The 11,508-nt window shown below is 77.4% G+C and carries 12 protein-coding genes; 8 read left to right on the forward strand and 4 right to left on the reverse strand.

What is annotated here, in order from left to right:
* Nucleotides 1-2: 2 nt before the first annotated feature.
* Nucleotides 3-608 (forward strand): M15 family metallopeptidase, encoded by a 606-nt coding sequence (locus GTQ99_RS12905; protein ID WP_420814551.1) that lies wholly within the window; start codon nucleotides 3-5, stop codon nucleotides 606-608.
* 24 nt (nucleotides 609-632) lie between these two features.
* Nucleotides 633-1,331, forward strand: a complete 699-nt coding sequence (locus GTQ99_RS12910; RefSeq protein WP_338074963.1) for a uridine kinase family protein — start codon at nucleotides 633-635, stop codon at nucleotides 1,329-1,331.
* Nucleotides 1,332-1,352: 21 nt separating this feature from the next.
* Here the strand turns inward: GTQ99_RS12910 and GTQ99_RS12915 are convergent, their stop codons facing one another.
* Nucleotides 1,353-2,102, reverse strand: coding sequence for an NAD-dependent epimerase/dehydratase family protein (locus tag GTQ99_RS12915; protein ID WP_166616140.1), 750 nt, complete (start codon nucleotides 2,100-2,102; stop codon nucleotides 1,353-1,355).
* Between the two features lie 90 nt (nucleotides 2,103-2,192).
* Complete coding sequence (locus tag GTQ99_RS12920) at nucleotides 2,193-2,879, reverse strand: SbtR family transcriptional regulator (protein ID WP_166616141.1); 687 nt, start codon at nucleotides 2,877-2,879, stop codon at nucleotides 2,193-2,195.
* A gap of 103 nt (nucleotides 2,880-2,982) precedes the next feature.
* Between GTQ99_RS12920 and GTQ99_RS12925 the strand changes: the two genes are divergently transcribed.
* From GTQ99_RS12925 to GTQ99_RS12940, 4 genes are all read left to right on the forward strand, one after another.
* The gene (locus GTQ99_RS12925) at nucleotides 2,983-4,572 is read left to right on the forward strand and encodes an MFS transporter (protein ID WP_166616142.1); all 1,590 of its coding nucleotides are present in this window, start codon (nucleotides 2,983-2,985) and stop codon (nucleotides 4,570-4,572) included.
* A 59-nt stretch (nucleotides 4,573-4,631) separates the two neighbouring features.
* Nucleotides 4,632-5,564, forward strand: a complete 933-nt coding sequence (locus GTQ99_RS26915) for a hypothetical protein (protein ID WP_166616143.1) — start codon at nucleotides 4,632-4,634, stop codon at nucleotides 5,562-5,564.
* Entirely contained in the window at nucleotides 5,561-6,706 is a 1,146-nt protein-coding gene (moeB, locus tag GTQ99_RS12935) for a molybdopterin-synthase adenylyltransferase MoeB (RefSeq protein ID WP_166616144.1), read from the forward strand. Before GTQ99_RS26915 ends, moeB begins: the two co-directional genes overlap by 4 nt.
* Before the next feature lie 160 nt (nucleotides 6,707-6,866).
* Nucleotides 6,867-7,208 carry a DUF8129 domain-containing protein gene (locus GTQ99_RS12940; protein ID WP_166616145.1) on the forward strand — a complete coding sequence of 114 codons (342 nt, stop codon included), beginning with the start codon at nucleotides 6,867-6,869 and terminating at the stop codon, nucleotides 7,206-7,208.
* Nucleotides 7,209-7,291: 83 nt separating this feature from the next.
* Here the strand turns inward: GTQ99_RS12940 and GTQ99_RS12945 are convergent, their stop codons facing one another.
* Nucleotides 7,292-8,032 (reverse strand): FCD domain-containing protein, encoded by a 741-nt coding sequence (locus GTQ99_RS12945; protein ID WP_205707395.1) that lies wholly within the window; start codon nucleotides 8,030-8,032, stop codon nucleotides 7,292-7,294.
* A gap of 104 nt (nucleotides 8,033-8,136) precedes the next feature.
* On the opposite strand from GTQ99_RS12945, the gene GTQ99_RS12950 reads away from it, so the two are divergent.
* Together GTQ99_RS12950 and GTQ99_RS12955 are read left to right on the forward strand one after the other, a co-directional pair.
* Complete coding sequence (locus GTQ99_RS12950; protein ID WP_166616147.1) at nucleotides 8,137-9,123, forward strand: proline iminopeptidase-family hydrolase; 987 nt, start codon at nucleotides 8,137-8,139, stop codon at nucleotides 9,121-9,123.
* On the forward strand, nucleotides 9,124-10,521 hold the full coding sequence (locus GTQ99_RS12955; RefSeq protein WP_166616148.1) for an APC family permease: 1,398 nt from the start codon (nucleotides 9,124-9,126) through the stop codon (nucleotides 10,519-10,521).
* Between the two features lie 9 nt (nucleotides 10,522-10,530).
* Here the strand turns inward: GTQ99_RS12955 and GTQ99_RS12960 are convergent.
* The coding region (locus GTQ99_RS12960; protein ID WP_205707396.1) for a tyrosine-type recombinase/integrase at nucleotides 10,531-11,508 on the reverse strand (978 nt) is incomplete at its 5' end.

Below are 11,508 nucleotides of genomic sequence, written 5' to 3' on the forward strand. Positions count from 1 at the left end.
GCCTGGTCCCGCTCCTGCCGGCCGCCGCGCTGGCCGCCGTGCTGGCCGCCGCGCTGGTCGCCGCCCTCGCCGGCGCGCCGGGCCCGTCGCCGGCGCGGGTGGGCGGTGCGACCTCGCGCACCGACTCCGCCGGTGCCCTCGGGGAGCAGGCCGTCACCGAGGCCGACGGCCTGCTCCCCGACGGCACCGGCGCGTTCGACGACCGCTACCCCGGTGTGGCGGACCTCGACCCCGCCCTGCTGCAGGCGCTGCGCCGGGCCGCTGCGGACGCCGCCGAGGACGGCGCCGCCCTCGTCGTCAACAGCGGGTGGCGCTCCCGCCGCTACCAGGAGCAGCTGCTGGCCGAGGCGGTCGCCCGCCACGGCTCGCCGCAGGAGGCCGCCCGCTGGGTCGCTCCCGCGGACACGTCCGCGCACGTGAGCGGGGACGCCGTCGACGTCGGGCCCGCCGCCGCCGCGGCGTGGTTGTCCGAGCACGGCGCCCGGTACGGGTTGTGCCCGGTGTACCGCAACGAGCCCTGGCACTTCGAGCTGCGCCCGCGGGCCGTCGCCGAGGGGTGCCCCGCGACCCACGCCGACCCCGCGCACGACCCGCGGGTGCAGCGGTGAGGGCGCACGCGCAGACTGGCCGGCGTGGACGAGGTCGCGCCCCTGGTGCTGCCGGCGGGGGAACCGCTCGCCGGGCCCTGGCGCAGCGCCGACGCGGGGGAGGTCGCCGACCTGCTCCTGCGGGTGGCGGGCCCGCCGCGGGGGCGGCCCGCGGTGGTCGCAGTGGACGGCCGCAGCGCGGCGGGCAAGTCGACGCTGGCGACCCGGCTCGTCGAGCACGCCGCCCGCGGCGGGCGGGCAGCGGCGCTCGTGCACACCGACGACCTGGCCTGGCACGAGTCCTTCTTCGGCTGGGGCGCGCTGGCGGTCGAGGGGGTGCTGGCGCCGCTGCACCGCGGCGTCGGCGTGCGCCACCGGCCGCCGGCGTGGGAGCGCAGGGGGCGCCCGGGGGCCGTGGAGGTGCCCGCGGGCAGCGACCTGGTCGTCCTCGAGGGCGTCGGGGCCGCCCAGCGGCAGCTGGCTCCCTTCCTCGACGCGACGGTCTGGGTGCAGTCCGACGCCGCCCTGGCCGAGCGGCGGGGCATCGCCCGCGACGTGGCCGAGGGCGTGAACGGCGACGTGGAGCGGGCGACCGCGTTCTGGCACGAGTGGGTGGCCGAGGAGCTGGTCTTCCTGCAGCGCGAGCGCCCCTGGGAGCGCGCCGACCTCGTCGTCGCGGGCACCCCGACCATCCCGCTGGCGGCGGGGCGGCTGGCCGTCGCCCCGGGGCCCCTGCACCCGTGAGCACCACGGCGCCGGCCCGCGCTACGGGCGCCGGCAGGTGGTGACGTCGGTGCCGTCGTCCTCGACCTCGCCGGCGTGGGCAGCGGAGTCCAGCGTCGGCTCGTAGCCGAGGTCGGCGCGCGCCGGCCCGAGGTCCCAGTGGCCGCGGGTGTTGGCCGAGGTGGCGGGGTAGACGCCGAAGGGGACCTCGGTCTCCACGGCCCCGCGCACCAGCCGGCGCAGGTCCTCGGGCCCGAGCCAGCTGGAGAGCTGGCTGCGCTGCTCCGGCACCGGCGTGGTGGCGCCCAGGCGCAGGCCGATGGTGCTCAGCCCGCGCCGGTCGGCGAACACGCCCGCCACCGCCTCGTCGAAGGCCTTGGTGGCCCCGTACGGGCAGCACGGCGCCGGCGCCCAGTGCGCCTGCACGGGCAGCGCGCCGTCGCTCTCGTAGCGGCCCATCGCGTGCACGGAGCTGGCGTAGACCACGCGCCGCACGCCGTGCTCCGCGGCGGCTCCCAGCAGCGCCGCGAAACCGTCGACGTTGGGGCCGCGCAGCTCGTCCCAGGTGGCGCTCGGGCTGGGGTCCCCGGCGAGGTGGACGACGGTGTCGATCCCCTCGACGGCCCGCGCGAGCAGGTCGCGGTCGGTCAGCTCGCCGACGAGGAGCTGCGCGTCGCCGTGCGGCGGTGGCTCCGAGCGGTCCAGCAGCCGCAGCTCGTGCTCGTCCAGACCGGGCAGCAGCTGGTGCGCCACCCGGCCCGCCGCGCCGGTCAGCAGGATGCGTCGGGTCACGCTCCGATGCTGGCGCGGCCGGCGGCGCGGTGCGAGTCGAACGGGTGCGCGCCGAACGGGTGCGCGCCGGTGCCGGCGGGGGCGGGCTCCTCAGAACCGCCCGCGGGGGTCGGCCTGCACCGCCCGGCTGAACTCCTCGGGGCTGAGCGGGGGCGTCGGCAGCGGCGAGGGGTGCGGGCGGTGCGCGCGCAGCCCGTCCAGGTGGACGGTGAAGTGGCGCCGCCAGTGCTGGGGGTGCTGCTCGCCGCCGAGGTCGACGGCGACCTGCAGGGCCTTGAGCATCGTCACCAGGTCGGTGGCGGTGACGTCCGGGCGCAGGTCGCCGCTGTCCTGGGCGCGGGCGACGAGGGCCTCCAGGTGCGGGGCGAGGGCGGAACGGGCCAGCGCGACGCCGGTGCCGCCGCGCTCGGGGCGCAGCACCGCCTCGCGCAGGCCGCGGTCCTGGGCCATGCGCCGGGTGGAGCTCTCCAGGTAGGAGACCAGCCCGTTCCACGGGTCGGGGTCGGTGGCGGCCTGCTGCGCGGTGGCGACCAGCTCGCGGATGCGCTCCTCGAAGAGGGCCTCGACCAGGGTGTCCTTGTCGGCGAAGCGCCGGTAGACCGTGCCCACCCCCAGGCCCGCGTGGTGGGCCACGTCGTCCAGCGTCGCGGCCAGCCCGCGCTCGGCGAAGACCGCCCGGGCCGACTCCAGCACGCGGCGGCGGTTCAGCTCGGCGTCGCGGCGCAGCGGGCGGGCCTGCTCCCCGGGTGCCGGAGCGGTCGGCGGCTGCGTCGTCACCCCGGCATCGTAGCCGGAAGCGGAGGTCCCACCTCAACTCCTGCTGCTACGCTGCCGATGAAGTGGAGAACTCATCTCCGCTGAGTGGAGGCACCGAACACCCATGCCCGATCCGACGTCTCGCCCGGTCGAGCCCCGCACCCCGCAGCCGGCCCCGAGCGACCCGCGGGTCCCGGCCGCGCCGCACCCGCGCACCCCGCCCGAGGGGCGCACCGCGACCCCGGCGCCGAGCGCCGCACCCGCCGCCGCAGCCCGCGCCCCGTGGGTCGTCCTGGCGGTCCTGTCGCTGGCCCAGCTGATGGTCGTGCTCGACGCGACGATCGTGAACATCGCACTGCCCACCGCGCAGCAGGCCCTCGGCTTCTCCGACGAGAACCGCCAGTGGGTCGTGACGTCCTACGCCCTGGCCTTCGGCAGCCTGCTGCTGCTGGGCGGGCGCCTGTCCGACGTCGTCGGGCGCAAGCCGATGTTCCTCGTCGGCCTCGTCGGCTTCGCCCTCGCCTCCGCCCTCGGCGGTGCCGCGGAGGGCTTCGGCGTCCTGGTGCTCGCCCGCGCCCTGCAGGGCGCCTTCGGCGCCATGCTCGCCCCCGCCGCCCTGTCGCTGCTGACGACCACCTTCACCGAACCGGCCGCCCGCACCAAGGCCTTCGGGATCTTCGGCGGCGTCTCCGGCGCCGGCGGCGGCATCGGCCTGCTGCTGGGCGGGCTGCTCACCGAGCACCTGTCCTGGCGCTGGTGCCTGTACATCAACGTCGTCCTGGCCGTCGTGGCCGTCGCCGCCGGGGCGGTGCTGCTGGAGCACCGGCGGCCCGGCCACCGGCCCCCGCTGGACTGGCCCGGCGTCGTCACCGCCGTCCTCGGCCTGGTCGGCGTCGTCTACGGCCTGGCCAACGCCGAGGTCGACGGCTGGGGCGCGCCCGGCACCTGGGGCTTCCTGGTCGCCGGCGTCCTGCTGCTCGCCGTCTTCTGCCTGCTGCAGAGCCGGGTGGCGCACCCGCTGCTGCCGCTGCGCGTCGTCGTGGACCGCAACCGCGGCGGCTCGCTGCTGGCGATGGCCGTCACCGGCGCCGGCATGTTCGGCATCTTCCTGTTCCTGACGTACTACCTGAGCGGCACCCTCGGCTACAGCCCGGTGCAGACCGGCCTGGCCTTCCTGCCGATGATCGCCGCGATCTCCGTGGCCGCCGGCGTCGTCGGCTCCGCCCTGCTGCCGCGCGTCGGCCCCAAGCCGCTGGTGCCCACCGGGATGCTGCTGGCCGCCGCGGGCATGGTGCTGCTCACGCGCATCGGCGCCGACTCCTCCTACGTCGCCGTCGTCCTGCCCGGCCTCGTCGTCACCGGCCTCGGCCTGGGGTTCCTGTTCTCCTCGGCGATGGCCACCGCCACGCTGGGCGTGCAGCCGGCCGACGCGGGCGTCGCCTCCGCCACCGCCAACACCGCCCAGCAGATCGGCGGCTCCATCGGCACCGCCCTGCTGTCGGCGCTTGCCGGCAGCGCGGTCTCCGAGCGCCTGGCCGAGCACGCCGGGGCCCTCGGCGCCGCCGACCTCGTGCAGGCGACGCTGGCCGGCTACCACACGGCGTTCTGGTGGTCGGCGGCCCTGTTCGCCGCCGGCGCCGTCGCCGCCGGGCTGCTGCTGGAGCGCGGGGTGCCGGAGCACGACCCGGACGCCGCGCCCGTCATCGCGCACTGACCGGCAGCGCGCACTGACCGGCGCGCGGACGCGTCGCACCCCCGCCGTAGCCTGCCGCCGTGACCGCCGCCACCCGCTCCGCCCTCGAGATCGCGGTGGCCGCGCTCGCGGCCGCCGTCGCCGCCGGTCTGGCCCTCGAGCGCGCCGGCGCCTGGCAGCCCGGCCGCGCCGCGGTCGTCGCGCTCGTCGTGATCGCCGCCGTGCTCGCCGTCGCCTCCACCGCCGTGCGCGCCGTCGGCGGCGCCCTCACCCGCCGCCGCGACCGCCGCCGGGACCTGCACGAGGACGTCCTGTCCGCGGCGCTGTGGGCGGTCGTCGACGGCACCGCCGCGGCGCCGCCGGCGCCCGGTGCGCCCGCTGCGCCCGGTGCTCCAGCTGCCCCGGGCGCCCGGCCGCTGGACGTGCGCGACCTCGCCCTGGCCGTCTACCTGCTGCGCCGCGGCCCGCTGCGCGCGCCCCGGCTGGAGCGCGTGCACCGCGTGCGCGCGCGCCGCCGCCCCGTCGCCTCCGGCGTGCGCTGGGCCCCCGGCAAGGGCGTCGTCGGCGCCTGCGTCGCCACCGGTGAGGTCGTCGCCCGCGACGTCACCGCCCTCGACGCCGCGGGGGAGCGCCAGGGCCTGAGCGAGCAGGAGCTGCGCGCCGTGCGCGGCAAGTACGCCGTCGTCGTCGCCGTCCCCCTGCTCGACGACACCGGCGCCACCTCCCGCGTCACCGGCTGCCTGGCCCTGGACGGCCCCGCCGGCACCCTGCCGCAGCTCACCACCCCGGCCGTCCTCGCCGTCCTGGAGGCCACCGCCCGCACCCTGCAGCGGCTGGGCGACACCACCGCCGCCGCCGTGTCCGCCGCGCCCGCCGCCGTGTCCGCCGCCGCGCCGCGGGCGCTGCCCGCCGCGGAGCGCGAGCGCGGTGCGCAGCTGCTGCGCGCGGCCCTGGAGCGCCAGGGGAGCCCACCCGAGCGCGTCGCCGCGGCCGCGGGCAGGCTGGCCCCGTGAAGCCCCTCGTCGCACCCGGACCGCAGCTCACCGCGCAGCAGCGCCGCCGCTACTCGCGCCACCTGCTGCTGCCCGAGATCGGCGAGGAGGGCCAGCGCCGCCTGCTCGCCGCCCGCGTCCTCGTCGTCGGCGCCGGCGGGCTCGGCTCGCCCGCCCTGCTGTACCTGGCCGCGGCCGGGGTCGGCACCCTCGGCGTGGTCGACGACGACGTCGTCGAGGAGTCCAACCTCCAGCGCCAGGTCCTGCACGGCAGCGCCGACGTCGGGCGGCCCAAGGTCGACAGCGCCGCCGACGCCGTCGCCCGCCTCGACCCCGCGATCCGCGTGGTGCGCCACCGCGAGCGCCTGAGCGCCGACAACGCCCTCGACCTCGTCGCCGGCTACGACCTCGTGCTCGACGGCTCCGACACCTTCGCCACCCGCTACCTCGTCAACGACGCCTGCGTGCTGACGGGCACCCCGTGGGTGTGGGGCGCCGTGCTGCGCTTCGACGGCCACGTCGCGGTCTTCCGGGACGGGCACGGCCCCACCTACCGCGACCTGTTCCCCACCGCGCCCCCGCCGGGCACCGTGCCCTCCTGCGGCGAGGCCGGGGTCCTCGGCGGCGTCTGCGCCGCCGTGGCCTCCGTCATGGGCACCGAGGCCGTCAAGCTCATCACCGGCGCCGGCACCCCCCTGCTGGGGCGCCTGCTGGTCCACGACGCCCTCGCCATGACCTGGCGCAGCGTGCCGCTGCGCCCCGACCCCCGCCGCGCCCCGGTCACCGAGCTGCGCGAGGAGCCCTCCTGCGCGCTGCCGGCACCCGCCCGGGTGCTGCCCACCACCACCGCCGCCGAGCTGCTCGCCGAGCGCGCCGCCGGCGCCGGGCCCCTGCTCGTGGACGTGCGCGAACCCGACGAGCACGCCGCCGGCGCCGTCCCCGGCGCGCTGCTGCTGCCGCTGGCCGAGCTGCTCGCCGACCCCGCCCGCGTCCCCGCCGGCCGCGTCGTGCTGCACTGCGCCGCCGGCACCCGCTCGGCCCGCGCCCTCGACGCCCTGCTGGCCACCGGCCGCGCCGACGCCACCCACCTGGAGGGCGGGTTCGCCGCCTGGCTGCAGGCCGGCGGGCCCGTCGGCGCACCCGCTCCGCGGCAGGAGGCCTGAGCCCCGCAGCGCCCGCCGCAGCACCCGTCGCCGTGCCCGTCGCCGTGCCCACCGCGGCCCGGGGCGCGCCCCGCACCGGGTTGCCGGTCCCCGGTGCGCGCCTAGGGTTGGACAGCGGTTCGACAACGAGCCGGACGGCCCCCCGACGCAGAGGAGCTCCATGTCCTCCGAGCGCGACCAGCTCGCCATCCCCGACTACGACCACCTGCCGGTGGCCTCGCTCACCTCGCGCATCCGCACCCTGGACGCGGACGCCCTCGCCGGCCTCATCAGCTACGAGGAGCAGCACGGCGCGCGCGAACCCGTGCTGACGATCATGCGGGCGCGCGCCGACGAGCTCGCCGCGGGCGCCACCCCCTCGGGCGGGGACCCGGCCGGTGCCCAGCCCGAGCACGCGCCCGCGCCCACCGGCCCGGCGCTCAGCCCCTCGACGACGAACGCGCCGCCGATCAACCCGCCCTCGCAGGGGGACCCGACGAACCCGGCCCAGCCGCGGGGCTGAGCCCCGCCGGCCTCGCGGTGCGCGCCGCGCCCCCGGTCGCGGACGACGAGCGGGGGGCGCGGCGCGCACGGTTGCGGGTGCGCTCAGCTCCCGACCTCGTGCAGCGCCGCCCGCACGCGGTCCTCGGTGATGGCGAAGTGCTCGTGCGCGATCGCCGCCGCCCGCTCCGCGTCGGAGGCCAGGACCGCCTCGACCAGACCCACGTGCTGGGGCAGCGCCCGGTCGTAGTCGGCCCGGGTGAACGGCTCCCACACCAGGCCCAGGTTCACCCGCGCCAGCAGCTGACGGCTCAGCGCCGTCAACTGCGAGTTGTGCGCGGCGGCGCAGACCGCCGCGTGCAGCTCCGCGTCCGTGCTGCGCGAGGCCTCCGCGTCGCCGCCGGCCACCCGGTAGGCCGCCAGCGCCACCCGCAGCCGCTCGTCGTCGGCCGCCGTGTGCCGCTGCGCCGCCGTCCGGGCGATCGTCGCCTCCACCAGGCGCCGCAGGTCGAAGGCCTCCTCCAGCTCCGACCAGCTCGGCAGCAGCGTGCGCGTCACCGCCGACGCCTGCGCGCGCCGCGTGGCCTCGCCCGGGCCGCTGAGCACCCAGGTGCCACCGGCCCGCCCGCGGCGCGTGGCCACGAACCCGCTGCGGGTCAGCTCCTCCAGCGCCGCGCGCAGCGTCGGCCGGCTGACCCCCAGCAGCGCCGCCAGCTCCCGCTGGGCGGGCAGGCGCTCGCCGGGGGCGAAGTCGCGCACGGCGATCGCCGTGATGAGCCGGTCCACCACGGCCTGCACGCTCGTGCGCGGCCGGGCCGGCGGCAGGTCCACCTCTCGCGCGCTCACGGGGCCATCCTGCCGCCCGCCGCCGGCGGGTCCCCGCGGCCCCGCGTTACGTTCTGGTAAATGGTCTTGTCCTTTGACCATTGCGCCCGGCACGCTCCACCCCCATGACCGCAGCACCCACCGCTCCCTCCGCCGCCGCGGACGCCGCACCGCCCTGGCCCGTGCGCGAGTTCGACGTCGACTTCCGCGGTCACCGCACCGCCGTCCGCACCTCCGGCGAGCTGGGCGGCGCCCGCCCGCTGGTCGTCCTGCACGGCGGTCCCGGCTGCACCATGGACTACGTCCTCGCCGTCGCCGACCTCGCCGGCCGCGGCACGCCCGTCGTCCACTACGACCAGCTGGGCTGCGGGCGCTCGCAGCACCTGCCGGACGCCCCGGCCGCCTCCTGGACGCCGCAGCTCTTCCTCGACCAGCTCGACGCCGTCCTGGCCGCGCTCGGCATCGACGACGACTACGACCTGCTCGGGCAGTCCTGGGGCGGCATGCTCGCCGCCGAGCACGCCGTGCGCGGGCCCGCGGGCCTGCGCCACCTCGTCATCGCGAACTCCCCGGCCTCGATGCGCACCTGGGTGGCGGAGGCCGGGCGGCTGCGCGAGCAGCTGCCCGCCGACGTCCGGCGCGCCCTCGACGAGCACGAGGCCGCCGGCACGACCGGCTCCGAGGAGTACCGCGCCGCCACCGCGGAGTTCTACGCCCGCCACGTCTGCCGCGTGCAGCCGGTGCCCCCGGAGGTGGCCCGCACGTTCGCCTGGATCGACGAGGACCCGACCGTCTACCACACCATGAACGGCCCGAACGAGTTCCACGTGGTGGGCACTCTGCGCGACTGGACGATCGAGGACCGGCTGCCCGCCGTGGCCGTGCCCACCCTCGTCGTCAACGGCCGCCACGACGAGGCCACCGACGCGTGCGTCGCCCCCTACGTCGAGCGCATCCCCGGCGCCCGCTGGGTGCGCTTCGAGCGCTCCAGCCACATGCCGCACGTGGAGGAGCGGGAGCTGTTCATGGACACCGTGGCGGCCTTCCTCGCCGACGCGCCCACCGGAACCCCCACCGCAACCGCCGCCGAACCCCAGAGCCCGGGAGCCTGAATGTCCGACGACCTCGCCCGCTACGGGTACCGGCAGGAGCTCAAGCGCGGCCTGTCGCTGCGCCACCTGCTCGTCTACGGGCTCGTCTTCATGGTGCCCATCGCACCGTTCTCCATCTTCGGCGGCGTCTTCGACGCCTCGCACGGCATGGTGCCGCTCACCTACCTCATCGGGTTCGTCGCGATGGTCTTCACCGCGGTCAGCTACCAGCAGATGTCGCGCGCCTTCCCGGTCGCCGGGTCCGTGTACGCCTACGCGGGCCGGGGCATCGCCCCGCCCGTCGGCTTCCTGGCCGGGTGGGCGATCCTGCTGGACTACCTGCTGATCCCCACGCTGCTGTACGTCATCGGGGCCAACGCGATGGCCAACGTCTTCCCCGCCGTGCCGCAACCGGTGTGGATCGTCGCGTTCGTGCTCGTGAACACGGTCGTCAACCTGCGCGGCATCGAGACCACGGCCCGGGCCAACAACGTCTTCCTCGTCGCCCAGCTGATCGTGCTCGCCGTCTTCGTGGTCTTCGCGGTCATCGCCATCAGCAACGGCGTGGGCGGGGCGAGCTGGTCCACCAAGCCGTTCTTCAACCCCGAGGAGTTCTCCGCACCGCTGGTCTTCAGCGCGCTGTCGGTGGCGGTCCTGTCCTTCCTGGGCTTCGACGCCATCTCCACGCTGTCGGAGGAGACCACGGGAGGCAACCGCGTCGTGGGCCGCGCGACGGTGATCGCGCTGTGCATCGTCGCCGCGCTCTTCGTCCTGCAGACCTGGCTGGCGGCGCTGCTGGTGCCCGGCATCACGGCCTTCCCGGACGCGGACGCCTCCAACAACGCCTTCTACGACATCGGCCGCTCGATCGCCGGCGGCTGGCTGGAGGTCGTCATCGCGCTCGCCGTCGCCATCGGCTCCGCCGTGGCGAACTCGCTGGTGGCGCAGTCGGCCACCTCGCGGCTGCTGTTCTCCATGGCCCGCGACCGGCAGCTGCCGCAGTTCCTGCGGGTGGTGCACCCGGTCCGCAAGGTGCCGCAGCGGGCGATCCTGCTGGTCGCCGCGATCAGCCTGGTGCTGGGGCTGTTCTTCGTGGGGCAGATCAACCTGCTGGCCTCGCTGTGCAACTTCGGCGCGCTGACCTCGTTCCTGCTGCTGCACGTCTCGGTGGTCTCGCACTACCTGCTGCGGCGGCGCCAGCGGACCTTCGGGCTGCACCTGGTGGTGCCCGCCGTCGGGTTCGTCGTCATCGCCTACGTCCTGGTCAACGCCGACGTGCACGCCAAGGTCGGCGGCCTGGTGTGGATGGTGGTGGGCCTGGTCGTCCTCGGCGTCCTGCGCGCCACCGGGCGCTCGGTGGACTTCCGGGCCGGCGACGCCGCGCTGCAGGAGCAGGAGGACGAGCCGGCGCGCCGCTGACGGCCGCCGTCACAACCCGACGTGCGCCGCGGGGTTCCCCGGGAACGGGCGGGCCTCGCGGACGCACGCGGCCAGCGCCGCGGCCGAGCGGTGCCCGGTCTGGCGCGAGATGGACACCCCCGGCACCCCCGCCCGCACGGCCGTGGTGACGAACCCGGCGCGCAGGCTGTGGCCGGAGAACGCGGCCGGGTCCAGCCCCGCCTCCAGCGCCCGCCGCTTGACGACCTCGGCGACGCCGCGGTCGCCCAGGCGCTCCGGGCGCAGGGACCTCCCGCCCCTGCTCGCGCGCCGGAACGCGGCTCCCTCGGCGATCCGCGCCGCGGCCAGCCACGCGCGCCACGAGCGCACGGGGCAGGTCTCGCGGTGGCTGCCCCAGGGCAGGTCGACCACCCGCTGCGCCTGCGTCCCCGTCGCACGCACCAGCACCCGCAGCCGGTCGGCGAGCACCTCGACGTCCTCGACGTCCAGCGCGCTGAGCTCCGAGCGCCGCAGCGCGCCGGCGAAGCCGAGCACGAGCAGCGCCCGGTCGCGGTGGTCCACGACGGTGTCCTCCAGCGGCGCCACGAGCGCCGCCAGCCCGCGGATCTCCAGCGCCTGCACGCGGCGCGGGGGCCGCTCGGGGGCGTGGCGGCGGCGCAGGCCGCGCCAGACCAGCGCGACGTGCTCGCCGTCGGTGGGGGAGGGCTCCCCGATCAGCCCGTGCGCCACGGCGATCGCCGCCAGCCGCCGCTGCAGCGTCGCGATGGACAGCTGCTCCACGTGGGCGCTCAGGTACGCCGAGACCGTCGCGCCCCGCGCCGGCAGGGCGGGCAGGGCCTCCCCGGCGCACCAGGCGGCGAAGTGGCTGAGGTCGGTGGCGTAGGCGCGCCACGTCCCCGGGCTGCGCAGGGCGCGCCGCACGGGGTCCACGCCCGCGAACCAGGCGTGCAGCGCGTCGACGTCGAAGGTGGCGGGGACGGCCAGCGGCGGGAGCTCGGCGGCCAGGAG

This window comes from Kineococcus vitellinus (assembly GCF_009906315.1).
Taxonomy (GTDB): Bacteria; Actinomycetota; Actinomycetes; order Actinomycetales; family Kineococcaceae; genus Kineococcus; species Kineococcus vitellinus.